Annotated in this window: 28 protein-coding genes; 16 read left to right on the top strand and 12 right to left on the bottom strand. The window is 63.6% G+C overall.

The window, feature by feature from the left end; all coding sequences use genetic code 11:
• Positions 1-49 precede the first annotated feature (49 nt).
• On the bottom strand, positions 50-640 hold the full coding sequence (locus BUA69_RS18740) for a class I SAM-dependent methyltransferase (protein WP_046134587.1): 591 nt from the start codon (positions 638-640) through the stop codon (positions 50-52).
• Between the two features lie 69 nt (positions 641-709).
• On the bottom strand, positions 710-1,918 hold the full coding sequence (locus BUA69_RS18735; RefSeq protein WP_046134586.1) for an ABC transporter substrate-binding protein: 1,209 nt from the start codon (positions 1,916-1,918) through the stop codon (positions 710-712).
• Between the two features lie 228 nt (positions 1,919-2,146).
• On the opposite strand from BUA69_RS18735, the gene BUA69_RS18730 reads away from it, so the two are divergent.
• The 6 genes from BUA69_RS18730 to pyc all read left to right on the top strand — a co-directional run bounded on the left by BUA69_RS18730 (position 2,147) and on the right by pyc (position 10,830).
• Positions 2,147-3,178 carry a glycine betaine ABC transporter substrate-binding protein gene (locus tag BUA69_RS18730; RefSeq protein WP_046134585.1) on the top strand — a complete coding sequence of 344 codons (1,032 nt, stop codon included), beginning with the start codon at positions 2,147-2,149 and terminating at the stop codon, positions 3,176-3,178.
• A gap of 260 nt (positions 3,179-3,438) precedes the next feature.
• Positions 3,439-4,464, top strand: coding sequence for a glycine betaine ABC transporter substrate-binding protein (locus BUA69_RS18725; RefSeq protein ID WP_046134584.1), 1,026 nt, complete (start codon positions 3,439-3,441; stop codon positions 4,462-4,464).
• 254 nt (positions 4,465-4,718) lie between these two features.
• Positions 4,719-5,591 carry an ABC transporter permease gene (locus BUA69_RS18720; protein ID WP_046134583.1) on the top strand — a complete coding sequence of 291 codons (873 nt, stop codon included), beginning with the start codon at positions 4,719-4,721 and terminating at the stop codon, positions 5,589-5,591.
• Positions 5,588-6,634, top strand: coding sequence for a quaternary amine ABC transporter ATP-binding protein (locus tag BUA69_RS18715; protein ID WP_046134582.1), 1,047 nt, complete (start codon positions 5,588-5,590; stop codon positions 6,632-6,634). Before BUA69_RS18720 ends, BUA69_RS18715 begins: the two co-directional genes overlap by 4 nt.
• Positions 6,635-6,873: 239 nt before the next feature.
• Entirely contained in the window at positions 6,874-7,290 is a 417-nt protein-coding gene (locus tag BUA69_RS18710; RefSeq protein ID WP_046134581.1) for a protein tyrosine phosphatase family protein, read from the top strand.
• Positions 7,291-7,389: 99 nt separating this feature from the next.
• Positions 7,390-10,830: a pyruvate carboxylase gene (pyc, locus tag BUA69_RS18705; RefSeq protein WP_046134580.1), complete on the top strand. Its 3,441-nt coding sequence runs from the start codon at positions 7,390-7,392 to the stop codon at positions 10,828-10,830.
• Positions 10,831-11,014: 184 nt separating this feature from the next.
• Here pyc and BUA69_RS18700 read toward each other — a convergent pair whose 3' ends face one another.
• Entirely contained in the window at positions 11,015-11,317 is a 303-nt protein-coding gene (locus BUA69_RS18700; protein ID WP_046134579.1) for a YkvA family protein, read from the bottom strand.
• 186 nt (positions 11,318-11,503) lie between these two features.
• Between BUA69_RS18700 and ispG the strand changes: the two genes are divergently transcribed.
• Together ispG and BUA69_RS21465 are read left to right on the top strand one after the other, a co-directional pair.
• Positions 11,504-12,745 (top strand): flavodoxin-dependent (E)-4-hydroxy-3-methylbut-2-enyl-diphosphate synthase, encoded by a 1,242-nt coding sequence (gene ispG / locus BUA69_RS18695; RefSeq protein ID WP_046134578.1) that lies wholly within the window; start codon positions 11,504-11,506, stop codon positions 12,743-12,745.
• Positions 12,742-12,867 (top strand): hypothetical protein, encoded by a 126-nt coding sequence (locus BUA69_RS21465; protein WP_280136801.1) that lies wholly within the window; start codon positions 12,742-12,744, stop codon positions 12,865-12,867. The genes ispG and BUA69_RS21465 overlap by 4 nt, the downstream gene beginning before the upstream one ends.
• On the opposite strand, the gene BUA69_RS18690 is transcribed toward BUA69_RS21465, so the two are convergent.
• The 5 genes from BUA69_RS18690 to BUA69_RS18670 are packed head-to-tail and all read right to left on the bottom strand — an operon-like array spanning position 12,854 to position 15,916.
• Positions 12,854-13,510: a class I SAM-dependent methyltransferase gene (locus BUA69_RS18690; protein WP_046134577.1), complete on the bottom strand. Its 657-nt coding sequence runs from the start codon at positions 13,508-13,510 to the stop codon at positions 12,854-12,856. The two genes, BUA69_RS21465 and BUA69_RS18690, sit on opposite strands and share 14 nt — an antisense overlap.
• 9 nt (positions 13,511-13,519) lie before the next feature.
• Positions 13,520-13,879, bottom strand: coding sequence for a hypothetical protein (locus tag BUA69_RS18685; protein WP_046134576.1), 360 nt, complete (start codon positions 13,877-13,879; stop codon positions 13,520-13,522).
• A gap of 9 nt (positions 13,880-13,888) precedes the next feature.
• On the bottom strand, positions 13,889-14,365 hold the full coding sequence (locus tag BUA69_RS18680) for a YbaK/EbsC family protein (RefSeq protein WP_046134575.1): 477 nt from the start codon (positions 14,363-14,365) through the stop codon (positions 13,889-13,891).
• A gap of 10 nt (positions 14,366-14,375) precedes the next feature.
• The gene (locus BUA69_RS18675) at positions 14,376-15,011 is read right to left on the bottom strand and encodes an MOSC domain-containing protein (RefSeq protein ID WP_046134574.1); all 636 of its coding nucleotides are present in this window, start codon (positions 15,009-15,011) and stop codon (positions 14,376-14,378) included.
• A 2-nt stretch (positions 15,012-15,013) separates the two neighbouring features.
• A complete protein-coding gene (locus tag BUA69_RS18670) occupies positions 15,014-15,916 on the bottom strand; it encodes a polyprenyl synthetase family protein (protein ID WP_046134573.1) in 903 nt (300 codons plus the stop codon).
• 74 nt (positions 15,917-15,990) lie between these two features.
• Here BUA69_RS18670 and BUA69_RS18665 point away from each other — a divergent pair, with 74 nt between their 5' ends.
• The 4 genes from BUA69_RS18665 (at position 15,991) to BUA69_RS18650 (ending at position 19,220) form a co-directional block, all read left to right on the top strand.
• On the top strand, positions 15,991-16,791 hold the full coding sequence (locus BUA69_RS18665) for a biosynthetic peptidoglycan transglycosylase (protein ID WP_342079371.1): 801 nt from the start codon (positions 15,991-15,993) through the stop codon (positions 16,789-16,791).
• A 100-nt stretch (positions 16,792-16,891) separates the two neighbouring features.
• Positions 16,892-17,074, top strand: a complete 183-nt coding sequence (gene rpmF, locus BUA69_RS18660; protein WP_046134571.1) for a 50S ribosomal protein L32 — start codon at positions 16,892-16,894, stop codon at positions 17,072-17,074.
• 172 nt (positions 17,075-17,246) lie between these two features.
• On the top strand, positions 17,247-18,641 hold the full coding sequence (gene fumC, locus BUA69_RS18655; protein WP_046134570.1) for a class II fumarate hydratase: 1,395 nt from the start codon (positions 17,247-17,249) through the stop codon (positions 18,639-18,641).
• 126 nt (positions 18,642-18,767) lie between these two features.
• The gene (locus BUA69_RS18650) at positions 18,768-19,220 is read left to right on the top strand and encodes a hypothetical protein (protein WP_244468715.1); all 453 of its coding nucleotides are present in this window, start codon (positions 18,768-18,770) and stop codon (positions 19,218-19,220) included.
• A 139-nt stretch (positions 19,221-19,359) separates the two neighbouring features.
• Here BUA69_RS18650 and BUA69_RS18645 read toward each other — a convergent pair whose 3' ends face one another.
• Positions 19,360-19,626, bottom strand: a complete 267-nt coding sequence (locus tag BUA69_RS18645) for a hypothetical protein (RefSeq protein ID WP_046134569.1) — start codon at positions 19,624-19,626, stop codon at positions 19,360-19,362.
• Positions 19,627-19,834: 208 nt separating this feature from the next.
• The gene (gene gloB, locus BUA69_RS18640) at positions 19,835-20,602 is read right to left on the bottom strand and encodes a hydroxyacylglutathione hydrolase (RefSeq protein WP_046134568.1); all 768 of its coding nucleotides are present in this window, start codon (positions 20,600-20,602) and stop codon (positions 19,835-19,837) included.
• 103 nt (positions 20,603-20,705) lie between these two features.
• Between gloB and BUA69_RS18635 the strand changes: the two genes are divergently transcribed.
• The 3 genes from BUA69_RS18635 (at position 20,706) to BUA69_RS18625 (ending at position 23,582) form a co-directional block, all read left to right on the top strand.
• Positions 20,706-21,437: a class I SAM-dependent methyltransferase gene (locus BUA69_RS18635; RefSeq protein WP_046134567.1), complete on the top strand. Its 732-nt coding sequence runs from the start codon at positions 20,706-20,708 to the stop codon at positions 21,435-21,437.
• Positions 21,438-21,519: 82 nt separating this feature from the next.
• Complete coding sequence (gene hisC / locus BUA69_RS18630) at positions 21,520-22,611, top strand: histidinol-phosphate transaminase (RefSeq protein ID WP_046134566.1); 1,092 nt, start codon at positions 21,520-21,522, stop codon at positions 22,609-22,611.
• Entirely contained in the window at positions 22,608-23,582 is a 975-nt protein-coding gene (locus BUA69_RS18625) for a prephenate/arogenate dehydrogenase family protein (RefSeq protein WP_046134565.1), read from the top strand. Before hisC ends, BUA69_RS18625 begins: the two co-directional genes overlap by 4 nt.
• 75 nt (positions 23,583-23,657) lie before the next feature.
• On the opposite strand, the gene BUA69_RS18620 is transcribed toward BUA69_RS18625, so the two are convergent.
• Positions 23,658-24,626 (bottom strand): DUF2125 domain-containing protein, encoded by a 969-nt coding sequence (locus BUA69_RS18620; RefSeq protein ID WP_046134564.1) that lies wholly within the window; start codon positions 24,624-24,626, stop codon positions 23,658-23,660.
• A gap of 177 nt (positions 24,627-24,803) precedes the next feature.
• Between BUA69_RS18620 and BUA69_RS18615 the strand changes: the two genes are divergently transcribed.
• Entirely contained in the window at positions 24,804-25,358 is a 555-nt protein-coding gene (locus BUA69_RS18615; protein ID WP_046134563.1) for a gamma-glutamylcyclotransferase, read from the top strand.
• Positions 25,359-25,457: 99 nt separating this feature from the next.
• Here BUA69_RS18615 and BUA69_RS18610 read toward each other — a convergent pair whose 3' ends face one another.
• Positions 25,458-25,802, bottom strand: a complete 345-nt coding sequence (locus tag BUA69_RS18610) for a hypothetical protein (RefSeq protein WP_046134562.1) — start codon at positions 25,800-25,802, stop codon at positions 25,458-25,460.
• Positions 25,803-25,923: the final 121 nt, after the last annotated feature.

Genomic DNA, 25,923 nt, shown 5'->3' with positions numbered 1-25,923 from the left:
CAGATGGACCACCCGGACAGGCCGGGTGGTCTTGCCATAGCGCAGGCGATTACGCGCGGGCGCTCACCCAGAGCCATTGCGTCGGGACGTTGTCATAGCCAGTGCCGGCGCGTTCGGTGAGGGTGAGGTCGGCCCAGGGGGCGGCGGCCTGGAAATGGGCGAGCAGGGCCGGAGCCTGCAAATAATTGTAATAGCGGCCCAGGCTGTCGCGGCCCTCTTCGGAGCCGGCCTTGAAGCTGGCGACCAGCAGGCCGCCGGGCCGCAGGGCGCGGTGGATACGGGTGAGGTCATCGGTCAGCTCGCTGCGCGGCGCATGCAGCAGGGCGGCGCTGGCCCAGACCCCGTCATAGGTGGCAATTTCCTCCAGTTCGGCAAAGCGCATCAACCGCACCGGCCGGCCGATGCGGCGCTCGGCCTGGGCGGCGAGGGCGGCGGAGGCGTCGGTGGGTGTCACGGCGAAGCCGCGTTCCAGCATATGGGCGGCATCCTGGCCGCCGCCGGTGCCCAATTCGAGAATGGCGGCGCCGGGCGGCAGCTGCGCCAGAAACGCGTCGAGCTGGGCCTGCGGCAGGTCGCGGGCGCGGCCGGCATAAACAGCGGCGTTGTCGGCGTAGAATTTGAGCGTGGGATCGTCGGCCATGCAGAACTCCAGAAATGCAAAAGGCCCGGGATCGCTCCCGGGCCAGATGTCTCAACGGCTAGGAATTGATCAGGGGATCTGACCCTTGTTGACGATGGTGCCGCCTTCGACGACGAAGTAGTCGATGCCGCCGGCAACGTCGCCCGCTGCGTCGAATTCAACGTCGCCCGATGCGCCACGGTAGTCGATGTCGGTGCCGGCCTTGATCAGCTCGACAGCCTTGGTCCATTCACCCGGCAGGATGATTTCGCCGGGAGCGCTGGCGACTTCACGCAGGGCGGCGGAGACGCCCTGGCGTTCGGCGGAGCCGTTCTTCTCGATGGCCAGAGCCAGCAGGAAGGCAGCGTCGTAGGACTGCGGGCCATAGGTGGTGTCGGGCACGAGGCCGGCATCGGTCGCCAGCTTGGCATAGATGTCATAGGCGTCGCCGGCAGCGGCAGCAGCCTGGGTCAGGATCAGGCCTTCAAGCGAAGCCGCGTCGCGGCTGGCGAGCAGGGCTTCACCGGCCATGCCGTCGCCGCCAACGAACAGATCGAAGCTGCCAGCTTCCAGCGCCTGGTTGAGGATGGCGCCGCCGCCAGCATTTTCGTAGCCGTAGATCACGAGGGTGGTTGCACCCGAGGATTCGATCTGGCCGATTTCCGGACGGTAGTCGGCCTTGCCGTCTTCGTGGGCGACATTGGCCGCAACAGTGCCGCCGCCAGCGGTGAAGGAGGCGACGAACTGGTCAGCCAGGCCCTTGCCGTAGTCATTGTTGACGTAGGTGACGCCGACTTCATTGATGCCCTGCGACAGCAGCAGCTCGGCGGCCTTGGCGCCCTGGAAGGCGTCGGAAACCACGGTGCGGTAGACAAGGTCATTGTCGTCGAGGCCGGTCACGGTCGGCGCGGAAGCGGATGGGGAGATCATCACCACATTGCCGGGGATGGCAGCGGTATTGGCGGCAGCCAGGGTCGAGCCGGTGCAGTAATCGCCGAAGATCGAAGTCACGTTCTCGGTGTTGACCAGACGGTCAGCGGCCGGGCCGGCGGTATCGGCCGAGCAGGCGCCGTCAGCCACGATCGAGACCAGCTTGTTGCCACCCAGAATGCCGCCCTGGGCATTGACGTGGTCGACAGCCAGGTTGCCCGCCGAAACCATGCCGCCGGCAAAGCCGGCGATGGGGCCGGTCACGTCGGCGAGAAAGCCCAGCTTGACGTCGTCGGCCATGGCCGGCATGGCGACCGCGAGAGCCGAGGCGGCAACCGCCAGGGCGAGAGTGTTCTTGAGATTGAGCATTGATGTCCCTCTGCTTGGTTGCCCCGCCGAGGATGCCTTTCCGGCCTCTCTTGACGAGCGGAACAACGCGAAATAGGGGGCGCAACGCGCGCCCCGCTACAGGGACTGTGGCACACTTATAATGATCGAGTCACCCGGTATTGATTGGCGGATCATGGCGTTGCCGGTGTTGCTTAAGAAGCCATGTTTTTGCATTAGTAAGGGGTCATGATCACAAGGGCGCACGGCATGAAGATCTGTATCGTCGGCGCGGTCCTGCTTGCACTGAGCCTGGCGAGCCAGCCGGCACTGGCCCAGTTCACCGTGCTCGACGAAGCGCAGGAGCAGGTGGGTGCACCCGAGGCGCCGGCAGCCGTGCCGCCGCCGATCTGTGGCACGCAGCCCCTGGCGATTGCACGCATGAGCTGGATGTCGGGGGCGCTGCTTGCCGAGATTCATGCGCGGATCCTGGCCAGGGAATTTGGCTGCGATACCAAGATTACTCCGGGCGATCTGGCGGCTATCGGATCGGCCATGGGAACGACAGGGCAGCCGGCGGTGGCGCCTGAATTGTGGATCGGGCGGATTGCCGAGGTGTGGAACCCGGCGATCAAGGCGCAGATGGTGCGCCCGGCCACCACGACCTATGCGGAAAGCAGTTTCGAGGGCTGGTTCACGCCCGGTTATGTGGCTGGTGTGCACCCGGAACTCACCGGGGCGGCGGCACTTCGGGCGGTGGCGCCGACGCTGGGCGGTGGTGCGAAAATCCGCTTCATTTCCTGTCCGTCCGACTGGGGCTGTTCGGTGATCAACCGCAATCTGGTGCGGGCATTTGGGCTGGATGGGGTGCTCGAAATCATCGAGCCGGCCAATCGGTTCGAGATGGACTCCCTGATCGCCGAGGCGGTGAGCCGCACCGAGCCGATCGTGTTCTATTACTGGCAGCCCAATGCGGTGCTGGCGCAGTTCGATTTCAAGCCGCTGGGTTTGGGTGAGTACAATGCCGAAGCATTCAAATGCCTGGCGCAGCTGGCCTGTGCGCAGCCGGTGCCATCGGCATTTGCGCCTGAAAGCGTGGTGGTGGCGCTGGCCGAATGGGTGTTTACCGATATTCCTGCCATCGCATCCTATTTCCAGCGCACCACATTGCCGTTGGCGGAGATGAATATCCTGCTGGCCCGGCTCAACGAGCCGGGGGCGACTGTCGAGGGTATTGCCGACCAGTTCGTCGCCGAGCGTCGTGATATCTGGGGCCATTGGGTGGGGACGGGAACGCCGTAACCCGCCTAAAATCGGGCGAAACTGCGGCAATTCAGTTGGGCGTAATTTATTTTTGTTTGCCGCTCTGATCAGCGCTAGTTGATCTCGTTGGTTGAGAGCAGATTTTTCGGCTGGCGCAATTTCGTGTCAGTCATTTCTAGTTCACATTTCAAGTTTAACTGCATAAACTTTACAGTTGTTACGTAAGTATTGCGCGATTTGACAGGCCACAACTGCCTGACTATGGTTTGCATCCCTACATAAATCCAGGAGACGACCTGATGATATTGAAATCCGGTGGCATTGCCGCCGCGATGACCGTTGCCTTATTGTCGGCAGCAACGGTGCCCGTAGTCGCCCAGGACGTGGATGCGACCGCTTGTGGTACTGACCGTACAATCGACATTGCCGAGATGACCTGGCCCTCAGCGGCTGCCTTGGCCCATATTCACGCAAAAATTCTGGAAACCGGCTTCGGGTGCGATGTGGCCATCGTCACCGGCGACACGGTTCCGACGACCAGTTCAATGGTGATGCGCGGTTCGCCGGCGATTGCGCCAGAACTGTGGACCAGCACCGTGCAGGACCAGTGGGACAGCGCCCTCGAAGAGGGTTCGGTGGTCAAGCTGGGCGAGGCCATTACCGACGGCACCATCGAAGGCTGGTTCATCCCGCGCTATACCCAGGAAGCCAATCCCGAGATCGTCAGCGCCGAAACGGCGATTGCCAATCCGAGCGTGTTTCCCGATCCTGAAGATTCCAGCAAGGGTCGCATCTATTCGTGCCCGCCGGGCTGGGGTTGCGAATTGGCCACGACGGCCCTGTTCGATGCCTATGACATGAGCGGCGCGTGGAACCTGTTCTCGCCGGGTTCTGGCGGTGCGCTCGATGCCTCGATCTCCCGCGCTTTCACGCGCGAAGAGCCGATCCTGTTCTACTATTGGGGTCCGACGGCGATCCTGGGCAAGTTCGATGCGGTGGCGCTCGACATGGGTGAGGCCAAGCCCGAGGTCTATGCCTGCAATACCGATCCCGATTGCGACGAGCCGGCCGGCATCACTGCCTATCCGTCTTCGCCGGCGATCGTCGGCGCTGCTGCCTGGCTGCAGGAAGAGGCGCCCAATGTCGCCAATTACCTGTCCAAGGTCGGCCTGACCAATGCCGAGATCAGCGAATTGCTGGTTTATGGCGATGAAAACCAGGCCGATGCCGCCGCGACCGCAGAGAACTTCCTCAAGACCAAGGAAGACGTGTGGACCGGCTGGGTTGCGCCTGAAGTGGCCGACAAGGTCCGGGCCAGCCTCTAGGGCTGAAGGGTGCTGCGGTTCGCCAGGGCATAGCGCCGGTGGCTGATCCAGCACCCCACTCCCCTACCTCCTCAAGGGCGGTGGGGCCCATCCATTGCCGTATCACCGCTGCAGCAGGAAGCCTCCGGATCAAGTTCGGGGGCTACAGCAGTAGAGGGCAATCAATTCAATTCAATACATTCCCGCCCAATGCCCGAGGGCGCGTTCTCAACGCTCTTCGGCATCGTGCGTCCCTTCCGAGAAAGTGACCAGAAGTGTTTCCGCAATTGTTTGATACGCGCCCGCTGCGGCGGGCCGTCGATGATGGCCTCAACTGGGTGGTGCGCCACTGGGGCGGCTATTTTGAAGCTGCAGCCTATCCGCTGCTGATGTTGCTGAAGGCGATTGAAGACCTGCTGATTGCCACCCCCTGGTGGCTGATCATCGCCATTCTGGCCGGTATTGCCTGGCTGGCGACGCGGCGCTGGCAGTTGCCGACGGTCGTGGTGGCCGGGCTGATGTTTCTGGGGGTCATGGACCTGTGGAAGGACGCCATGACCACCATGGCGCTGATGCTGGCCGCGACGATCACCGCGATCATCGTCTCCATTCCGGTCGGCGTGTGGATGAGCCGCTCGCTGAATGTGCGCAAGTTCATCACCCCGGTGCTGGACCTGATGCAGACGCTGCCGAGCTTCGTCTACTTGATCCCGACGGTGATGATCTTCGGGCCCGGCAAAATTCCGGCACTGATCGCCACCATTGTCTATGCGGCGCCGCCGCTGGTGCGGCTGACCGATCTGGGCCTGCGTTCGGTCGATCCGGCAGTGATGGAAGCCAGTCGGGCATTCGGCACCAATCCGCGCCAGCGCCTGCTGGGCGTGCAGATCCCGCTGGCATTGCCGACCATTCTGGCCGGGATCAACCAGACCACGATGATGGCGTTGTCCATGGTGGTCATCGCCTCGATGATCGGGGCCGGAGGCCTGGGTTATCAGGTGCTGCAGGGCATTGGGCGGCTGGAGGTCAGCCGTGGCCTGTTCGCCGGTCTGGGCATCGTGGTGCTGGCCATCGTGTTCGACCGCATTACCCAGTCCTTTGGGAAACAGCTGCAGGCCCGGATCGGCCTGGCGGAGGCCCGCTCATGAGTGCGACAACCACGACGCCCGATCTCGCCATTGCCATGCGCGGGGTCACCAAGATTTTCGGAGAGCGACCGGAGGCGGCGCTTGAAATGCTGCGATCGGGCAAGTCCAAGTCCGACGTTCAGTCCGAGACCAACCATGTGGTGGGCCTGGACAATGTCTCGCTCGATATCGCCAAAAGCCAGATCTTCGTGGTCATGGGGCTGTCTGGGTCGGGCAAGTCGACCCTGATCCGCCACGTCAACCGACTGATCGAGCCAACGGCGGGCGAGATCGTGGTCAATGGCACCGATGTGCTGAAGATGAGCCTGGATGAACTGCGCACCTATCGGCGGACACAGGTGGCGATGGTGTTCCAGAAGTTCGGCCTGATGCCGCATCGCTCGGTCATCGACAACGTTGCCTACGGGCTGGAGGTGCGGGGCGTCGAGCGCAAGACGCGGCTGGCGGAAGCGGCCAAGTGGATCGAGATCGTCGGGCTGTCCGGCTACGAGAATTCGCAACCGCGGCAATTGTCGGGTGGCCAGCAACAGCGTGTCGGGCTGGCACGGGCGCTGGCGATGGATACCGATATCATCCTGATGGACGAAGCGTTCTCGGCGCTTGATCCACTGATCCGCTCGGGGATGCAGGATCAGCTGATCGAACTGCAAAAGTCGCTGAACAAGACGATCCTGTTCATCACCCATGACTTCGACGAGGCGCTCAAGATCGGCGACCGCATCGCCGTGCTCAAGGATGGAGCGCTGCAGCAGGAGGGCAAGCCCGAGGATATCGTGCTGCGCCCGGCCAATGCCCATATCGAGGAGTTCGTGCGCGAGGTGAACAAGGCGCGGGCCATCCATGTGCGCTCGATCATGGAGCGGGGGGAGCATGAATTGTGCGCGCAGGCCGTATCGAAAGATGCCCGCTGCGAGGATGTGCTGCCGCTGTTTGCCGAACATCAATGGGTGGGGGTGGTCGATGACCAGGGCGCGCAGATCGGCCGGGTGACGGCCAAGCAGGTGATCACGGCCCTGGCGCGCTATACGCCAGGCGTCAATTAACGGCTGGCCGGTCGCGACGGGGCGTGACCGGCCAATGCACGCTCTGCGCGGTTTCGCCTTGATCTCGCTTGAGGGCTGCCATCGGTGACAGCTTCATGACAGCTATCCTTCTGTCGCAGTTGCGTCCGGCACAACGGCACGGATATAAGGGGCGCCGGGAAGCCTGAGACGATGTGCATCGATGCTGAGCCGCGTATGCCGTTCAGCTCGTTCATCGTGGCGGTATTGGGAGTAGTGCCTTGGAATTGAAGCGGATCAACGATCATATCAGCGTCTGCGGGCAGATCGCACCCGAGGACGTTGCCTCGCTGAAAGCCGCCGGCTTCGTCACTATCATCAATAATCGCCCAGACGGCGAATCGCCGGACCAGGTTCCGGGCGCCGAAATAGAAGCAGCCGCCAAGGCCGCCGGACTTGCCTATTATGCCATCCCGCTCGGGCGGGAGGGCGTGTCGCCGGATATGGTAGAGAAGACCCATGCCGCGCTCGAGGGGAGCAATGGCCCGGTTTTCGCGTTCTGCCGGTCGGGGACGCGTTCGACGACGCTGTGGGCCCTGTCCCAGGCTGGTGAAATGGAGGCCGGCGAGATCATCAGCCAGGCCGCCGAGGCCGGCTATGACATGTCGCACCTGGCCGGACATCTCAGCCAGAAATAGACGATATCAAGCGGTTGGGCGGGCAACCGTCACATCCGTTTCGAAACTACTGAGCCGGGCCTTACCGCCCATCACCCCCTCCTGCTCGGACGGAAATCGATGCCAATCAAGAAAATCCTCGTTGCCAACCGCAGCGAAATCGCCATTCGCGTGTTTCGCGCCGCCAATGAACTGGGTCTGAAAACCGTTGCCGCCTTTGCCGAAGAGGACAAGCTGGCGCTGCACCGGTTCAAGGCTGACGAGGCCTATCTGATCGGCGTGGGCAAGGGGCCGGTCGAGGCCTATCTGCAGATCGATGAATATATCCGCATCGCCCGTATCTCGGGCGCCGATGCGATCCATCCCGGCTATGGCCTCCTCTCGGAAAGCCCCGAATTCGTTGATGCCTGCGAGGATGCCGGTATCATCTTTATCGGGCCGCAGGCGCAGACCATGCGCGATCTCGGCAACAAGGTGGCGGCGCGCAATATGGCGATCGCGTCCAAGGTGCCGGTGGTGCCGGCGACCGATGCGCTGCCCGATGATCCCGAGCTGATCCGCAAGATGGCGGCCGAAATCGGCTATCCGCTGATGCTTAAGGCCAGCTGGGGCGGCGGCGGGCGCGGCATGCGCCGCATCATGGATGAAAAGAGCCTGCTGTCGGAAGTCAGCGAAGGCAAGCGCGAGGCCAAGGCGGCGTTCGGCAAGGACGAGATGTATCTCGAAAAGCTGGTCGAACGGGCCCGCCATGTCGAAGTGCAGCTGATCGGCGACGATCACGGCAACCTTGTGCATCTTTATGAACGCGACTGCTCGGTGCAGCGGCGCAACCAGAAAGTGGTCGAGCGGGCGCCAGCGCCTTATCTCGACGACAATGTCCGCAAGGAACTGACCGACGCGGCGGTGCGGCTCGGCAAGGCGGCCAATTATCGTGGCGCCGGCACGGTCGAATTCCTGATGGATGCCGATACCGACAAGTTCTACTTCATCGAAGTGAACCCGCGCATCCAGGTGGAGCATACGGTCACCGAAGAAGTGACAGGTATCGACATCGTCAAGGCGCAGATCCATCTGCTCGACGGCGCGGTGATCGGGACACCCGAAAGCGGCGTGCCGCTGCAGGAAAATATCCGGCTCAATGGCAATGCCATCCAGTGCCGGGTGACCACCGAAGATCCCGAGCACAATTTCATTCCCGACTATGGCCGCATCACCGCCTATCGCGGCGCGACCGGCTTTGGCGTGCGCCTTGATGGTGGCACCGCCTATTCGGGCGCGATCATCACCCGGTTCTATGATCCGCTGCTGGAAAAGGTGACCTGCTGGGCGCCAACGGCCGAGGAAGCCATTGCCCGCATGCATCGCGCGCTGCGCGAATTTCGGATCCGGGGGGTGTCGACCAACCTGGCCTTCCTCGAAAACATCATCACCCATCCCGACTTTGTCGAGAACCGCTATACGACGCGCTTCATCGATACGACGCCCGAGCTGTTCAACTTCAAGCCGCGTAAGGATCGTGCGACCAAGCTGCTCAGCTATATCGCTGACGTGACCGTCAACGGGCATCCCGAGGTGCGCGACCGGCCGCGTCCGCCTGCGGAAGCGGCGGCGCCGATCGTGCCGGAATTCCCGCCCCTCGCCGTCATCGATGGCAGCCGGCAGATTCTGGACAAGCAGGGCCCCAAGGCGCTGGCCGAGTGGATGAAGGCGCAGAACCGCGTGTTGTTCACCGACACGACGATGCGCGATGCGCATCAGTCGCTGCTGGCGACGCGTATGCGCAGCTTCGATATCACCCGCATCGCCCAGGCCTATTCGCGCGGATTGCCTAACCTCTTCAGCCTCGAATGCTGGGGTGGCGCAACGTTCGACGTTTCGATGCGCTTCCTCAATGAGGATCCCTGGGAGCGGCTGGCCAAGGTGCGCGAGGGAGCACCCAATATCCTGACCCAGATGCTGCTACGCGGCAGCAATGGCGTCGGTTACACCAATTATCCCGACAATGTGGTCAAGTTCTTCGTCGCCCAGGCGGCCAAGGGCGGGGTCGATATTTTCCGGGTGTTCGATTGCCTCAACTGGGTCGAGAACATGCGCGTCTCGCTCGACGCGGTGGTCGATGCCGGCAAGGTGGCTGAGGGCGTCATCTGCTATACCGGCGACCTGCTGGACCCGAACCGGGCCAAGTATGACCTGAAATACTATGTGGCCCTGGCCAAGGAACTGGAAGCTGCCGGCGCGCATGTGCTGGGGCTCAAGGACATGGCGGGCCTGTTGCGCCCGGCGGCGGCCAAAAAGCTGATCGAGACGCTGAAGCAGGAAATCTCGCTGCCGATCCACCTGCATACGCACGACACATCGGGTGCGGCTTCGGCCACGGTGCTGGCGGCAGTGGATGCGGGCGTCGATGCGGTGGATGCGGCGATGGACGCGCTCAGCGGCACCACCAGCCAGCCGACGCTGGGTTCGCTGGTGGCGGCCCTGGCCGATGGCGATCGCGATCCCGGGCTGGACGCCAAGGCGATCCGCCAGATCTCGTTCTACTGGGAAGCTGTGCGCACCCAGTACCGCGCCTTTGAAAGCGATCTCAAGGGCGGCGCTTCGGAAGTCTATCTGCACGAAATGCCGGGCGGCCAGTTCACCAATCTCAAGGAACAGGCACGTTCGCTGGGGCTGGAAACGCGCTGGCACGAGGTCGCCCAGACCTATGCCGACGTCAACCAGATGTTTGGCGACATCGTCAAGGTGACGCCAAGCTCCAAGGTGGTTGGCGACATGGCGCTGGCCATGGTTTCGGCCGGGTTGACCCGCGCCGATGTGGAAGACCCCAACCGCGATATCGCGTTCCCCGATTCCGTCGTCGGCTTCTTTGCCGGTGACCTGGGCCAGCCGCCGGGCGGCTTCCCCAAGGCGCTGCAGAAGAAGGTGCTCAAGGGCAAGACCGCGATCACCGAACGGCCAGGTTCTTACCTCAAGGATGTCGATCTCGAAGCCGAACGCAAGAAGGTGGTCGAGGAGTCCGGGCACGAGATCGACGATTTCCGCCTGGCCTCGTATCTGATGTATCCCAAGGTCTATGCCGATTTCGAAAAGACCCAGGATCGCTACGGCCCCACCGAAGTGCTGCCGACGCCGGTCTATTTCTACGGGCTGACCGAGGGCCAGGAACTGCTGGTCGATATCGAAAAGGGCAAGACGCTGGTGCTCCAGTATCTGGGCCGGGCCGAGACCAATGAGAAGGGCGAAGTGCGTGTCTTCTTCGATCTCAATGGCCAGCCGCGCACTATCACGGTGCCGGATCGGTTGAAGGCCGGTGAGATCAAGCTGCGCGCCAAGGCAGTGCTGGGCGATGCCAAGCAGGTCGGCGCGCCGATGCCAGGCGTGATTTCGTCACTGGCGGTCAAGCAGGGGCAGCAGGTGACCGCGGGCGACGTGCTGTGCTCGATCGAGGCGATGAAGATGGAAACCGCCATCCATGCCGAGGCCGATGGGGTGATCGCCGAAGTGCTGGTCAAGCCCGGCGACCAGATCGACGCCAAGGACCTGCTGGTCCGGTTTGAATAACAAAAAGCCCGGAGCGATCCGGGCTTTTTTGTTGTGGCGGTTTGGACTGTTGCCTCAGTCACAGTGCTGTCCCCGGACTTGATCCGGGACCAAGCGCCGCATGTACCGCGCCGAGAGTGGCCCACGGATCAAGTCCGTGGGCAGCGCGGTGGGTGGGGGAGGTCGGCGGCGAGACCGAGGCGGCCTAAAGCCGGCGGGCACTGCCGTCGATGGTCTGGCCGTTGCGCTCACGCATGTCGGCGCGGACCGGGACCGGCAGGCGGCTGACGATCCAGCCCACCATCAGGGGGATCAGGATCAGATCATCGACCCAGCCGATAAACGGCAGGACATCGGGGATGATGTCGAACGGATTGATCAGGTAGAACGCGGTGAACAGCGTTGCTGCCTTGAGGAACAACGGGGTCTCGGGCGCGAAGAAGGCCTTCCAGAGCTGGACGACTTCTTTGCGGAAGAGGACGAGGCGGGGGAGGAGCATCTTGATCATGAGCTATAGATGGTCCGGGCTGACGCCGGATCAAGATCATGCCGATCACAAATTACAGGGGCGGTTACCGCCCCGCTAAGGGCAACAGCTCTGCGCTGAAACGACACGCTTGCGCTATCATCAAGCAGAAACATTGCTCTTCTAGGCTGGCAGGCTTATTTCTCCCTCATCTTGAAGAGGTGTTTCATGGCAGGCCCGTTAGAGCGCAGGCATTCGGTCGGGGTTGATGTCGGTGGCGTGATGGTCGGGGGCGGCGCGCCCGTGGTCGTCCAGTCGATGACCAATACCGATACGGCCGATATCGATGCGACGGTCAAACAGGTGATGCAGCTGGCGCGCGCCGGTTCGGAGATCGTGCGGATCACCGTGGACCGTGACGAGTCGGCGGCGGCGGTGCCCATTATCCGCGACCGGTTGGCGTTCATGGGGTACGATGTGCCGCTGGTGGGGGACTTCCACTATATCGGCCACAAGCTGCTGACCGACCATCCGGCTTGCGCCGAAGCGCTGGCGAAATATCGGGTCAATCCGGGCAATGTGGGCTTCAAGGCAAAGCGGGACACGCAGTTTTCGACGCTGATCGAGATCGCCAACAAGTACAACAAGCCGGTGCGTATCGGGGTGAACTGGGGTTCGCTCGACGAGGAATTGCTCACCAAGCTGATGGACGAGAACGCTGCGTCCGCAACGCCGATTTCGGCGGCTGCAGTGCAGCGCGAGGCGATTATCCAGTCGGCGCTGCTCAGCGCGCAGCGGGCCGAAGAGCTTGGCATGGGGCGCGATCGGATTATCCTCTCGACCAAGGTCTCGGACGTGCAGCACCTGATCGCAGTCTATCAGGACCTGGCGGCGCGTTGCGATTATGCGCTCCATCTCGGGCTGACCGAGGCGGGCATGGGCACCAAGGGTGTCGTCGCCTCGTCGGCGGCACTGGGCATCCTGATGCAGCAGGGCATTGGCGACACGATCCGTATTTCGCTGACGCCCGAGCCAGGCGGCGATCGCACCACCGAGGTCAAGGTGGCGCAGGAATTGCTGCAGACCATGGGCTTCCGCCAGTTTCTGCCGGTGGTAGCTGCCTGCCCAGGTTGCGGGCGCACGACGTCGAACACGTTCCAGCATCTGGCCAAGGACATTCAGGATCACTTGTCGTCCTCTATGCCGGAATGGAAGGAACGCTATCCGGGTGTCGAGGGCCTGTCGGTGGCGGTGATGGGATGCATCGTCAACGGGCCGGGCGAAAGCAAGCATGCCAATATCGGCATTTCGCTGCCGGGCACCGGCGAGACGCCGGCGGCACCGGTGTTTGTCGATGGCCAGAAGGTCGCGACGCTGCGCGGCGCTGATGTTGCCGACCAGTTCAAGGTGATGGTTGCCGACTATATCGAGCGCAAGTTTGGCGCTGGCCAGAAGAGTGCGGCGGAATGAACGAGAAACTGCAGGCCCTGCTGAAGCCGCTTCAGGGCACGTCCCGCCGCTGGATCTGGCTGGGGGCTTTGCTCGTGACGCTGCTGGTGCTCGGGCTGACGGGCAATCTCAGGCAGTTCTAGGGCAAAGCTCGAAGACGCCGGCGGTGACAGCGCTGGCGTGGCGGGCGCTGCCGACATCGGACACCTGATAGTCGATGAGCCGGCGCAGGCGCTGCAGTGGCAGGGCCGCTCGGTAGGGATCACCCACCAGCACATGCTGCCCCACGGCCTGGCAGCGGTCGAGAAAGGCCAGCATGGGCGCTGCAACCGCTGGGTCGTAGAACACGTCCCCGGCCAGCACGATGTCGACGGGCACGGGCAGGCCGGCGACGATATCGGCATCAAGCACCTGCACTGAAATTCCATTGGCCGCCGCATTGAGCCTGAGGGCCACGCGGCCATTGGCGTCGATTTCGGCGGCCAGCACGCTGGCGGCGCCCGCCATGGCGGCGGCGATGGCGACAAGGCCCGAGCCCGAGCCGAGATCGAGCACGCGGTGGCCGCGGACTGTCCCGGGGTGATCCAAGATATAGCGCGCGAGAGCGACGCCGCCGGCCCAGGGATAGGCCCAATAGGGCGCGGGCGGGTCCGGGTCGCGGGATTGCTCCAGCAGGTGGCCAAGGCCGCTGCGGGAATGGGCGGTATGAATGACGATTTCGGGGATTGAGGGAACCGGCAGCAGATGCAGCCGGGTGCGGATGAACGCGGCTGTGTCGAATGGCATTGCCCTGGCTCAGGCCCACCAGGCCGCGAGCAGCACGGCGATGATTTGCAGGGCGCCAAGGCCGAGAGGCCCCCAGACCTTGAGGCGATCGCCGGTCTGGGTGCCGACAGCGGCATCGGCGAGCAGGCTGACGCCGGCCAGGGTGCCAACCCAGAGCAGGCCGGGCAGCGAGGTGGTCAGGATGGCCCAGGCGGCGACCAGTAACAGGGGCAAGGAACGGGCCAGGCCATAAAGCGCAAAGACCCGCGCGGTGTGCGAGCCCTCACCCCCTCTAACGATCAAGCCCGGCAAGAAGATGCCGGCAAGGGAAAAGCCGGTGGCCACCAGAACGTTGATCGCGGTAACGACGACGAGGAAGGCCAGCAGCATGTTGTGTTCCTATTCCGCCGCGACGGGCGGCTGGCAGGCATCGACCCATTTGCCGCCAACCAGTTCGGCCAGTCGGTCGACGCTCATGCGAACCGATGAATGGGTCGAGCCGGCGGCCGGGATGACCTCATCATAGATCCTGAGCGAGGCATCGCAATAGATCGGCAATTGCCGGGGCAGGCCAAAGGGGCAGACGCCGCCGACCTTGTGGCTGGTGAGGTCTTCGACTTCCTCGGCGCCCAGCATGCGCGGGCGGCCACCGAAGGCGGCCTTGGCCTTGGCATTGTCGAGCCGGGCATCGCCCCGCGTCACCAGGAGCAGCACTTCGCCGCCAACGCGGATGCACAGGGTCTTGGCGATCTGGCCGGGCTCGCAATTATGGACGATGGCGGCCAGCTGGACGGTGGCGGTCGATTCGGTGGTTTCGATGATGGCGAGATCGGGGGCACGTGAGGCAAGGTCGGCGCGGACGCTGTCGAGGCTCATGAAATGTCCTTTAGAAAAGGCGGGCGAGGCGCTGCTCGTAATCGTGGCGCAGCTTGTAATGAACGGGGGCGGCAAGGGCGCGCTCGAGCGTGGCGGCGGGAATGTCGCGGATCCCGTCGAGTGCCATCAATTCGCTGACGGTGACGGGCGCTCCGGCAAAGTTTTGGTAACCGACTGGCATGCCGGCTTCGATGGCGCCCGTGGTTATGACGCGGCAATAGGCGCCGGGGCGGCCGGCGCGGTGGAACCGTTTGACGAAGCCGGGATCGCCCATGCGCGCGGCAAACACCATGCAGGGGGTGCGGTGCGAGGTGACTTCCAGCAGCACCGGACCGATGGCGAAGCGATCGCCGACCGACACGGCGCTGCCCGTGATGCCGTCGATGGTGAGGTTTTCGCCAAAGGTGCCGGGGGCGAGCTCGGCGTCGAGTTCGCGGCTCCACCAGGCGTAGTCATCGGCAAAGTAAATGTAGATGGCCTGGTCGATGCCGCCGTGATGGCGGCGGTCGATAATGGCGTCATCGACAAGGCCATCGCGATCGATTTCAACGGGGCCGCTGACGGGGCGCTTGTAGATGCCGGTCAGGGCGGATTTGGCCGGGATCGGCTCGGCCTTGCCGCGATTGACGCTCTCCAGCCGGGCCATGCTCAGTTCTCCCGGCTGCCGAAATAGCGGGCGGTGGCGCGCAGGCCATCGGCCTTGGGACCGAAGGTGCGCAGCGCCGACAGCGCTTCATTGATGATGAGCTTGAGTTCAGCCCGGGCAGCATCGACGCCGACGCGGGCCACGAGGGTCTGCTTGCCCTGGCTGGCGTCCTTGCCGGTGGCCTTGCCCATGGCTTCGGGTGTGGCGGTGACGTCGAGAATGTCATCGGCCAGCTGGAAGGCGCGGCCGGCGGCCTCGGCATAGGCGGTGAGCGCCGAGAGCGCGCGCGGATCGGCATTGCCCAAAAGGGCGCCGATGCGGACGCTGGCGCGGATCAGGGCGCCGGTCTTCATCGCCTGCATGGTGGCGATGCCGCTGGCATCGAGCGGGGCGGTCTCGCCCTCGATGTCGCGCATCTGGCCGCCAGCCATGCCGCCAGCGCCGCTGCCGGCCACCAATTCACTGACCAGCGCGATGCGTACACTGGAATCTGGGTGGCAGTCGGGGTGGGACAGGAGCCCAAAAGCGTGAGTCAGCAGCGCGTCGCCGGCCAGAATGGCGGTGGCTTCGTCATAGGCCTTGTGGACGGTCGGGCGGCCGCGGCGCAGGTCGTCGTCGTCCATGGCCGGCAGGTCATCATGGATCAGCGAGTAGCAATGCACCGCCTCGATGGCCAGACCAGCCAGCAGCGACTGGGCCGGCGGCACGCCAAAGATGGTGGCGGTCTGGCGCACCAGCAGCGGGCGCAGGCGCTTGCCGCCATTGAGGCTGCCATGGCGCATGGCGGCGACGAGCCGGTCGGCGGCCGGGCCGGGACCCGAGAGCCGCGCGGCGGTCAGGTGGCGGTCCAGGGCCGTTTCGACGGCCAGGGCACAATCGGCAATGTCGGCGGCAAAATCATACATGCGCTGTTGCTAGCCAATTGGCTGCAGGGGGGCAAGAGGTGGTAGGGGCCCTGGCGCCCCGGCGGGCGGATCGGATGACCACAGGCCGCGCGGGGATTTTGCCTTTCACCGGAACGGCATCGCCGGTATGCACGGGGCTGGTGTCACAGGGGCAGGGCTGGATGGCGAGACGGCGAGCAAGGGGATGGGGGCGCATCTGGCGCTGGGGCGGCATGGTGCTGGCCGTGCTGGTGGCCATTCCGTTGATCCTGACGCCGGTCTATCTGGTGGTCGATCCGGTTTCGGTGCCGATGCTGGAGCGCTATCTGACCGGGCGGCCGGTGGTGCGCGAGTGGCGCGATATCGACCAGATTTCCGATCGTCTGAAAGCCGCGGTGATCCTGTCGGAGGACGGGCAGTTCTGCCGCCATTGGGGCGTCGATCTCGGTGCGCTGCGCGACGAGGTGGAAAAACTGATGGCGGGGGAGGATGCACGGGGCGCTTCGACAATCACCATGCAGGTGGCGCGGAACCTCTTTCTTTGGAACGACCAGAGTTTTGTGCGCAAGGGCCTCGAGATTCCGCTGGCGCTCTATATCGACCTGGTGATGCCGAAGAAACGGATCATGGAAATCTACCTCAATATTGCCGAATGGGGACCGGACGGGCAGTTCGGCGCGGTAGCTGGTGCGCGCGCCGCTTTTGGCATCGAACCGCAGGATCTGGACTGGCGTACGGCGAGCCTGTTGACCACGGCTCTGCCCAATCCGATGGTGCGCTTGCCAGGCCGGCCTTCGGCGGGTATGCAGCGCATTGCCGGGATCATTGCCGCGCGGGCTCGTCAATATGGCGAGCGCGCTGCCTGCGTGGGGGAAAACGGTCAACTTGCCCTCTAGTCAACGGGCATTTTCTCATCTATAGACACCGCCAACCCCAACAGAGCCAGTCTCTGGGCCGCTCTGGCGGCGCAACGATATTGAATTCGGAGTACCGATCATGGCAGTGCCAAAACGCAAAACATCGCCGATGAAGCGCGGCTTCCGCCGTTCGGCCGATGCGCTTTCCGCATCCTCCTATGTTGAAGACAAGGATAGCGGCGAACTGCGTCGCCCGCATCACGTCGACCTCAAGTCCGGCATGTATCGCGGCCGGCAGGTTCTCGCTCCCGCGAAGAACTAACGAGCCAGCGCCCGTGCGCTCGCTTTGAGAATTATGAAACGGCCGGTTCCGCGTGGGACCGGCCGTTTTGTCTTGCCCGGAACGACGGGCCGGGCGACTAGACTTTGTTGCAATATTGGCCGGCTGCTTGACGATGTATGCAAGCGGCCAAAGACCTGACCGGAGATTTTCCATGAGCATGCGCGTTGAATCGGATTCGATGGGCACCATCAATGTGCCCGCCAACAAGTATTATGGCGCGCAGACGGCCCGCAGCCTTGCCAATTTCGACATCGGCGGCGAGCGCATGCCAACGGAAATCGTCACCGCCTTTGGCATCCTGAAGAAGGCTGCGGCGCTGGCCAACCATAAGCTCGGCCTGCTCGACGAGGCGACGCGCGACCTGATCGTTGCCGCAGCCGACGAAGTGATCTCGGGCAAGCTCGACGAGCATTTCCCGCTGGTGGTGTGGCAAACCGGGTCGGGCACCCAGTCGAACATGAACGTCAACGAGGTGATCTCCAACCGCGGCATCGAGCTTTCGGGCGGTGTCATGGGCTCCAAGAAGCCGGTTCATCCCAATGACCATGTCAATATGAGCCAGTCATCGAACGACACCTATCCGACGGCCATGCATATCGCCGCCGTCGAAGCGCTGGAGAACTATCTGTTCCCGCGCATCGAAGTGCTGCGCGCCACGCTGGCGGCGAAATCGGAAGAGTTCATGGACGTGGTCAAGATCGGCCGCACCCATCTGCAGGACGCGACGCCGCTGACGCTGGGCCAGGAAATGAGCGGCTGGGTCGCCCAGATCGACCTGGCCGTCAAGGCAATCAAGGTGACGCTGCCCCAGCTCAAGGAACTGGCGCTGGGCGGTACCGCCGTCGGCACTGGGCTCAATGCCCATCCCGATTACGCTGTGACCGTCGCGGCCGAAATCGCGGCGCTGACCGGCCAGGACTTCGTGACCGCACCAAACAAATATGCGGTAATGGCCGGCCATGACGCCTTTGTCGGTACGTCGGGGGCCCTGAAGCAGCTGGCCGCCGCGCTGATGAAGATCGCCAATGACGTGCGCTGGCTGGCGTCGGGCCCGCGTTCGGGCCTGGGCGAGCTGACCATTCCGGAAAATGAGCCGGGCTCCTCGATCATGCCGGGCAAGGTCAACCCGACCCAGTCGGAAGCCATGACCATGGTGGCGGTGCAGGTGATGGGCAATGACGCGGCGATCGGCTTTGCCGCCAGCCAGGGCAATTTCGAGCTCAACGTCTTCAAACCGGTGATTGCCTATAATTTCCTGCAGTCGGTGCGGCTGCTGGCTGACTCGGCGCGCTCGTTCAACGACAATTGCGCCATCGGCATCGCACCCGATCGCAAGCGCATCAATGAGCACCTCAACAATTCGCTGATGCTGGTGACGGCGCTCAATCGCAAGATCGGCTATGACAACGCTGCCAAGATCGCCAAGACCGCGCACAAGAACGGCACGACGCTGCGCGAGGAAGCCATCGCACTGGGCCTGCTGAGCGGCGAGGAATTCGACGCCGAAGTGAAGCCCGAATCGATGGTTGGCCCGCTCAAGCGCTAAGCGCTGCATCTCCAGCCTCCCCTTGCGAGGGGAGGCGCTTCTGGCGGCATGTCGGGCCTTTTGTTCGGCCTTTCCGCCTGACTGCAGCTCTGGCATGGTGCGGCCATCGCAACGGAGCCGCTGGCCATGACTGAGACTGTGTTTATCCCTCCCCATGGCAATCGCCGGCGGGACCGCCGCGGCTTCGTGGTGCCGCTGCTGGTATTTCCATTCGCCATCTACAATCTGGTTACGTTCACCGCCTTTGGCGGGCAGCCCAGCGGCTGGGGCAATGGCCTGTTCGTGATCCCGATGGTGTCGGGAACGCCATGGGCTGTTACCGCTGGCGACTTCCTGCTGGTGGTGTCGCTGTTCTGCCTGTTCTTTGAAGTGCTGAAATCAACCCGCACGGGCTCGTCATCGATTCTGGAGCATATGCTCTCGATGGTGCTGTTCGTCGCTTTCCTGATTGAATTCCTGCTGATCGGGGCGGCGTCGAGCTCGGTGTTCTTCCTGCTGATGGTGATGGCGCTGATCGACGTGGTCGCGGGCTTCTCGGTTTCGATTACCAGTGCCAGTCGCGACGTGACGATGGACTAGGCCTTCATCGAAGGCTGGCCTGCAAATGCCGGCTTGTTGCGCTTCCGGTCCTCACGGTGCGCGGCGGCTGCGAGCCGAAGCTGGATTGCCCGGACAGGCCGGGCAATGACGGCGGGAGGGTTTGGGGGCCTGAGAGCAGCTAAACCAGCACGCTCTTGCGATAACCTTGGGGCATGCGGCGGACGCCGCGCTGGGCGCCGGCGGAATAGGCGCCGAGGGCGCCTTCGACGGCAAGGTTGTGCCGCGGCCAGAGCGGGGCAGGCCGGCTGCGTTCGACGAGCAGTTGGCTGACAAAGGTGGCGGTGCTGGTGGTGCGGGTCAAAGAGGGCCGCGGACGCTGCGTTTCGGTCACCATGGGAAGCCCGGGTCTTGGATTGGGGCGGTTCTCGCTGCTGTTTTTGGCCATCGTGCAACCTGCCTGTTCAAAAGCGGGCCACACTGTCTCGGAGTGGAGCATATTAACGGGCCCTTACCCGTTAAGCTGCAATCACCGTGCCATAGGTAAACGAAAGGTTAACGCTGTCCAGCCCAATCGCGCGGAAGCGTTCCAAAACAGGACGCCGTCCCCGGGAGTTTCCGGAAACGGCGTCATGCGGTCGGTTCTGAAGGGTGGACTAGAAGGTGTCCTTGCCCTTGCGGATGGCGGCGAAGACTTCGGCGGGGTCAGCGCCTTCGAGGCCATAATAGCGGGCGATCACCGGATCATCGGCGCGCAGGAACGGGTTTGCCTGCTTCTCGATGCCGAGATTGGCCGGCACGGTAAAGCGCCCGGCGGCACGCAGGGCATGGACCTCGGCGGCGCGGGTCTGCAGCACAGCATTGTCGGGATCGATCGACAGCGCGAACTTGGCGTTGCTGGCGGTGTATTCATGGCCGGGATAAACCAGCGTTGCATCGGGCAGGGCGCGTAGCACCTTGAGGCCTTCCCACATCGGGCCGGGCGTGCCTTCGAACATGCGACCGACGCCGAGCGAGAACAGCGCATCGGCGCTGAACAGGTGCCCGCCAGCGGGATTGTAGAACACGATATGACCCAGCGTGTGGCCCGGGGTCGCGAAGATCTCGAACGTGGTTTCGCCCAGCGCCAGTGTGGTGCCGGGATCGAGCAGCACGTCGAGACCGGGGATATTGTCGGCTTCGGCACGTGGGCCGGAGACGGTGACGCCGAACTCGGCCTTGAGCTCGGGAATGGCTTCGACGTGGTCGATATGATGGTGGGTGATGAAGATGTCGGTCAGGCGCCAGCCGCGATGGAGCAAGGCGTTCTTGATCGGCCCGGCCTCGGGCGCATCGATGGCGGCAGTCCGGCCGGTAGCGGTGTCGTGGGCGAGGTAGCCATAATTGTCACTGCGCGCCTCGAACACGTCGACGATCAAACCCATTAGTCCATTCCTTGCAATTGCAACTGCTTGAAAGCTAGGTGTCGGGAGCCAACATGACAACCTCGGAATCGACAATGCCCCATCCCTTTGGCAAGGTCCGGCCATGACCAGCGACGTTGCCCGCCTGATCGAGTATTACAAATCCCCCTTGGGTCGGATTTCGCGTGCGCTGGTGCGCGAGCAGGTTATCGGGTTGGCCGGCAATGTGCGCGGCAAGCGATTGCTGGGGCTGGGCTTTGCCACGCCCTATCTGCGGTTTGCGCTGGAGCCGGCCGAACGGGTGCTGGCCTTCATGCCCAACCGGCAGGGCGCATCGGCCTGGCCGCGCGAAGGTCCATCGCGCACGGTCCTCTGCGACCCGCTGGAAATGCCGCTGACCGATGCGGCGATCGATCTGACCATCGCCGTGCATGCGCTCGAGCATATCGCCGATGCCGAGGAGCTGATGCGCGAGCTCTGGCGCATTACCGCGCCCAACGGGCAATTGCTGATCGTGGTGCCGCGGCGGCGCGGGATCTGGGCACAACGCGACACGACGCCGTTCGGGACCGGCAATCCCTATTCGGCGGGGCAGCTGGAGCAATTGCTGCGAGACCACAGCTTCGTGCCGGAGGCCTGGCGCGACGGCCTGTTCCTGCCGCCGTTCCAGAGTTCGCTGGTGCTGAAATCGACCCGGTTCTTCGAAGGGGCAGGACGCCTGTTCGGGCCGGCCATGAGCGGGGTCATCTGCGTGCGGGCCCGTAAGGAAGCGTTTCCGGCGGTGCCGCGGCGCAAGCGCGAGGAGCGCTTTGTGCGGGTGCCCGGCCTCAGCCCGGCGACAGCCCGTCTGCGCTAGGACAGGTGCGGCTTTCCTTTGCCATCGGCGCGCACTTTGACTATGGTCCGCGCGGCTTTTCCTGACCTTTGAACCATCCATCATGACCTCTAAACGTCCGACGCCGCAGCCCGGTATTCTCGATATTGCGCCCTATGTGCCCGGCCGTTCTGCCGCTGCGCCAGGGGTGACCCCGATCAAGCTCTCCTCCAATGAGAGCCCGCTCGGCGCTTCGCCGCGTGCCATCGCGGCGTTCCGCTCGGTTGCCGATCATCTGGAGGTCTATCCAGAGGGGACGTCCAAGGTGCTGCGCGTGGCGCTGGCTCAAGTCCATGGCATCGATGTCGAGCGTATCGTCTGCGGCAATGGCTCGGATGACCTGCTGCATCTGCTGGCGCAATGCTATCTGGGCGAGGGCGACGAAGCGGTGATGAGCCAGTATGGCTTTTCGGTCTATCCGATCGTCACCATGGCGGCCGGCGCCAGGATCATCATGGCGCCGGAGGCGGAATACCGCTCCGATGTCGACGCGCTGCTGGCGGCGGTCACTCCGCGGACCAAGATGGTCTTCCTGGCCAATCCGAACAATCCGACCGGCACCTATCTGAGCGCGGCCGAAGTGGCGCGGCTGCATGCTGGATTGCGTGGGGATATCCTGCTGGTCATCGACAGTGCCTATGCCGAATATGTGACGGCGGCCGATTACTCGGTGGGGATCGACCTGGTCGACAGCGCCGACAATGTCGTGATGGTGCGCACCTTCTCCAAGATGGGGCTGGCGGCGGCGCGGATCGGCTGGATGTATGGTCCCGAGCACCTGGTGGATGTGATCAACCGCATTCGCGGGCCGTTCAATGTCAATCTGGCGGGGCAATTGGCGGCCGCCGAGGCGACGCGCGATACCCCATTCAACGACAAGCTGCGCCAGCATAATGCGCAATGGCGCGACTGGCTGACGACAGAGCTTGCCTCCAACCGGCTGCAGGTGCTGCCCAGCCAGGCCAATTTCGTGCTGGTGCTGTTCCCCAGTGAAGCCGAGGCGAACGCGGCATTCGATGCCCTGATGGCCAAAGGGCTGATCGTGCGGCAGGTGGGGGCGGCCTATGGCATCCCCAATGGCCTGCGCATTTCCATCGGCTCGGAAGCCGCGATGCGCGGCGTTGTCGATATTCTCAAGACCACGGTAGGCCGATGAGCGCTCCCTTCAAGAAACTGGCTTTGATCGGCATCGGGCTGATCGGTTCCTCGATTGCGCTGGCGGCGCGTCGACAGGGGCTGGCCGATGTCATCGCCATTTCGACCCGCAAGGCCGAGACGCTGGACGAAGCGCGCGAGCTGGGGCTGGGCGATATCTATACGCTCGATGCCGCTGATGCCGTGCGCGGCGCCGATCTCGTTATTCTCTGCACGCCGGTCGGCGCCTATGAAAGTGTGATGCGTGCGATAGCACCGGCGCTGGAGAAGGGGGCGATCCTGTCCGATGTCGGCTCGGTCAAGGGCCATGTGGTCAAGGTGCTGGCGCCGCTGGTGCCCGAAGGCGTGCACTTGATCCCCGGGCATCCGATCGCCGGCACCGAGCATTCGGGGCCGTCAGCCGGCTTTGCCGAGCTGTTTGCCGGGCGCTGGTGCGTGTTGACGCCGGGCGCTGAGGTCGATCCGGCCCAGACGGAGCGCCTTGCCGGGTTCTGGCGCGCCATGGGCAGCCAGGTCGAAACGATGGACGCGGCGCACCACGACATGGTGCTGGCAATTACCAGCCATATTCCGCACCTTGTCGCCTACAATATCGTCGGCACGGTGGCGGATCTGGAAGCGGCAACGCAGTCGGAAGTCATCAAGTTTTCGGCCTCGGGTTTCCGCGACTTCACCCGTATTGCCGCGTCCGATCCGGTGATGTGGCGCGACGTTTTCCTGACCAATCGCGATGCGGTGCTCGAAATGCTGGGGCGGTTCTCGGAGGACCTGTCGGTGCTGCAGCGGGCGGTGCGGACTGGGGATGGTCCGGCGCTCGAAACCATGTTCACCCGCACCCGTGCCATTCGCCGTTCGATCATCAGTGCGGGACAGGAAACGGCCGCGCCGGATTTCGGCCGCCCGCATGAGGCTACGCCGGCGCCGGTGTCGCCCGTGATTCTGCGCGAGCATGGCGGCGGCGACGACGCCTAAAACGCAATCATGCCGAATGAGAAAGACCTCGCCGCCGCTGGCAGCGAGGTCTTTGCTTTTGGAAGTGCTGGGGCGTCAGAACAGCGGCGGAATGGCGCCGATCGGGATGACGCCGGAGAACACGCGACCCAGGCGGAAATTGACGGTATTGGAATGGTTGCCGTCGACGCCGGGATTGCCAAAGACCAGGGTGCGATAGGGCTCGAGGAGGACGGGTTCCAGCCGCGCCACGACGCCATTGGAAGTCATGGTAATGCGCCCCTCGACCCGTCCGCGATTGTCGAGACTGATCGTGCCCTCGGCATTGAGATTGGCGGCGCCATCGTCGGCGCGTAGCGAGACCAGCTTGAGCTGGCCGTTGGCGGCCTGCCAGTTGCGCAGCAGATCGACATCGCCAAAGCGCCTGATGTCGTCGGGCAAGGCGTGGAGCTCGATCTCGATCTGGGCATTGCCATCGGCGATGGTCATGCCGGGATAGGACAGGCCCTGGACCTGCACATAACCTGCCAGCGCGGCGAGGCCGGCGGTAGCGTCATGCTGTTCGGGTATATCGAGCAGGTGCAGTTCCACCAGCGGGCTTTGGGCAATCACCGTATCGCCCATCAATGTATCGGACCAGACGGCGTCGTGAACCGAGACAGACAGGCGGGCAATCCGCCAATTGTCGAGCCGGAGGCTGGCTTCCAGGCCCGACCAGCTGACGCTGTTCTTGGTGCCGGTAAAGGCGTCGGAAATGGTCACCGGCCCGAGGGCGGAGGCCAGGATGTGGGTGGGGCGATAGACCAGAACGCTGGCGCGAATGCCGGCGATGTCAGCGACCATGTCGCCGCTCACCAGCCTGGCCCCGCTGCAATCGGCATCGAAGCGGAACGGGAAGCCGGTGACATCCAGGCCTTCGCAGGTGAGGCGTGGCGTGGTGACGCCATCGGCCAGGGCCTGGGCCTCGATCTGCTGGCGAAGCTGGCCGGCGAGGAAAAACCAGCCGCCGGTCCAGATCAGGACGACGACAAGAACGACGATGCCAAGGGCGATGATTTTCTTCATGGGCGGCACTTCTATCCTTGGCGACGCGTTGGCGAAAGCCCGGCCGGATGGGCAAGTCCGCGCATGGCGGGGGCGGGCGGGCAAATCCGGGTCGATCCAGTCTTGCATGGTGGCTAGTCAGAAGAGGCTGTTGCCTCACAGGCACAGCTTCTCTAGGATTCTAGCCAGGTCAAGGCAATGCTCGATACATTAAGCACATCAGCGACCCATTGGGTCTTCGGCTACGGATCATTGATCTGGAATCCCGGTTTCACGCATGTTTCCGCGCAGCAGGGCTTGCTGCGGGGGGCGCATCGTAGCCTATCGATTTATTCCCACCATCATCGCGGGACCGAGGCGCAGCCGGGACTGGTGTTTGGGCTGACGCGGGGCGGTTCGTGCCGCGGCATGGTGTTCGAGGTCGCCGATAGCGACTGGCGCGGGGTGCATGATTATCTGCGCGAGCGCGAGCAGGTGACCGGGGTATATCGCGAGGCGATGCGGAAGGTGTGGCTGGCCGATGGGCGCATGGTCGGCGCGCTGGCCTTCGTCGTTGACGAGCGGCATTTCCAATATGCAGGCCGGCTGGAACTGGAGCGGCAACTGGCCATGGTGCAGGCGGGAATGGGCGTTTCGGGGCCCAATATCGATTATGTGCTGAACACGGCGCGGCGCCTGAGCGAACTGGGTATCCGGGATCGGCAGCTGATGGCGCTGGCAGAGATGCTGACGCGGGAGCTCGGGACGGCCTAGGCCCCTCGCGAGGGGCGGTGGCGTGCGGAAGAAAGCGACGAATGGATTCCCGCCTGAGCGGGAATGACCTGGTGGGCTAAAGTCTGAGTGGTGGGGGCGTTAGGCGGCCTGGACTTCGGAAACGGGTTCGGCGCCTTCGAGGTCCCAAATGGTGGCCATGCGTTCGGCATCGGCACCGGGGGTGAGGCAGCGGAACACGCGATCGGCGCAATCGAGCGCGAGGCGAAAACGGGTGCGGCTCATCGGATCGCCGACCAATTCGCCGGTGGAGCCGACCCAGAGCACATGGCTGCCCTTGGCGATGATGTAGAGATCGCGTTCGGCCATGGCGAATTGGTCGAGACTTTCGCCCACCAGTCCATAGGACCGCCCGGAGCGCCCCTGCCAGCTGACCGGCCGGATGAAGGCCGGTGCCACTACCTTATTGTCGCTCAGAAAGGCCATTGTTGCCGTTCCCCTGCTGCGCCAGAAGTAGAACAAAAATAGAACAAAATGCAATAGACGTCAAGCGCCCACACGCAGCACGCCTACATGTAGGCAGGGATCGTTAAAGTTGTCAATATGT

Origin of the sequence: Devosia limi DSM 17137, assembly GCF_900128975.1 — a bacterium.
In the GTDB taxonomy this organism is placed as follows: domain Bacteria; phylum Pseudomonadota; class Alphaproteobacteria; order Rhizobiales; family Devosiaceae; genus Devosia; species Devosia limi.
The sequence above is the reverse complement of the archived record's forward strand: the minus strand, read 5'-3'. Positions and strand labels throughout refer to the sequence as shown.

Excerpts from the sequence above, each read along its gene's own strand:
- BUA69_RS18740 (WP_046134587.1), bottom strand. The coding sequence starts at position 640 with ATGGCCGACGATCCCACGCTCAAATTCTACGCCGACAACGCCGCTGTT.
- BUA69_RS18735 (WP_046134586.1), bottom strand. The coding sequence starts at position 1,918 with ATGCTCAATCTCAAGAACACTCTCGCCCTGGCGGTTGCCGCCTCGGCT.
- BUA69_RS18730 (WP_046134585.1), top strand. The coding sequence starts at position 2,147 with ATGAAGATCTGTATCGTCGGCGCGGTCCTGCTTGCACTGAGCCTGGCG.
- BUA69_RS18725 (WP_046134584.1), top strand. The coding sequence starts at position 3,439 with ATGATATTGAAATCCGGTGGCATTGCCGCCGCGATGACCGTTGCCTTA.
- BUA69_RS18715 (WP_046134582.1), top strand. The coding sequence starts at position 5,588 with ATGAGTGCGACAACCACGACGCCCGATCTCGCCATTGCCATGCGCGGG.
- pyc (WP_046134580.1), top strand. The coding sequence starts at position 7,390 with ATGCCAATCAAGAAAATCCTCGTTGCCAACCGCAGCGAAATCGCCATT.
- BUA69_RS18700 (WP_046134579.1), bottom strand. The coding sequence starts at position 11,317 with ATGATCAAGATGCTCCTCCCCCGCCTCGTCCTCTTCCGCAAAGAAGTC.
- ispG (WP_046134578.1), top strand. The coding sequence starts at position 11,504 with ATGGCAGGCCCGTTAGAGCGCAGGCATTCGGTCGGGGTTGATGTCGGT.
- BUA69_RS21465 (WP_280136801.1), top strand. The coding sequence starts at position 12,742 with ATGAACGAGAAACTGCAGGCCCTGCTGAAGCCGCTTCAGGGCACGTCC.
- BUA69_RS18690 (WP_046134577.1), bottom strand. The coding sequence starts at position 13,510 with ATGCCATTCGACACAGCCGCGTTCATCCGCACCCGGCTGCATCTGCTG.
- BUA69_RS18685 (WP_046134576.1), bottom strand. The coding sequence starts at position 13,879 with ATGCTGCTGGCCTTCCTCGTCGTCGTTACCGCGATCAACGTTCTGGTG.
- BUA69_RS18680 (WP_046134575.1), bottom strand. The coding sequence starts at position 14,365 with ATGAGCCTCGACAGCGTCCGCGCCGACCTTGCCTCACGTGCCCCCGAT.
- BUA69_RS18675 (WP_046134574.1), bottom strand. The coding sequence starts at position 15,011 with ATGGCCCGGCTGGAGAGCGTCAATCGCGGCAAGGCCGAGCCGATCCCG.
- BUA69_RS18670 (WP_046134573.1), bottom strand. The coding sequence starts at position 15,916 with ATGTATGATTTTGCCGCCGACATTGCCGATTGTGCCCTGGCCGTCGAA.
- BUA69_RS18665 (WP_342079371.1), top strand. The coding sequence starts at position 15,991 with ATGACCACAGGCCGCGCGGGGATTTTGCCTTTCACCGGAACGGCATCG.
- rpmF (WP_046134571.1), top strand. The coding sequence starts at position 16,892 with ATGGCAGTGCCAAAACGCAAAACATCGCCGATGAAGCGCGGCTTCCGC.
- fumC (WP_046134570.1), top strand. The coding sequence starts at position 17,247 with ATGAGCATGCGCGTTGAATCGGATTCGATGGGCACCATCAATGTGCCC.
- BUA69_RS18650 (WP_244468715.1), top strand. The coding sequence starts at position 18,768 with ATGACTGAGACTGTGTTTATCCCTCCCCATGGCAATCGCCGGCGGGAC.
- BUA69_RS18645 (WP_046134569.1), bottom strand. The coding sequence starts at position 19,626 with ATGGCCAAAAACAGCAGCGAGAACCGCCCCAATCCAAGACCCGGGCTT.
- gloB (WP_046134568.1), bottom strand. The coding sequence starts at position 20,602 with ATGGGTTTGATCGTCGACGTGTTCGAGGCGCGCAGTGACAATTATGGC.
- BUA69_RS18635 (WP_046134567.1), top strand. The coding sequence starts at position 20,706 with ATGACCAGCGACGTTGCCCGCCTGATCGAGTATTACAAATCCCCCTTG.
- hisC (WP_046134566.1), top strand. The coding sequence starts at position 21,520 with ATGACCTCTAAACGTCCGACGCCGCAGCCCGGTATTCTCGATATTGCG.
- BUA69_RS18625 (WP_046134565.1), top strand. The coding sequence starts at position 22,608 with ATGAGCGCTCCCTTCAAGAAACTGGCTTTGATCGGCATCGGGCTGATC.
- BUA69_RS18620 (WP_046134564.1), bottom strand. The coding sequence starts at position 24,626 with ATGAAGAAAATCATCGCCCTTGGCATCGTCGTTCTTGTCGTCGTCCTG.
- BUA69_RS18615 (WP_046134563.1), top strand. The coding sequence starts at position 24,804 with ATGCTCGATACATTAAGCACATCAGCGACCCATTGGGTCTTCGGCTAC.
- BUA69_RS18610 (WP_046134562.1), bottom strand. The coding sequence starts at position 25,802 with ATGGCCTTTCTGAGCGACAATAAGGTAGTGGCACCGGCCTTCATCCGG.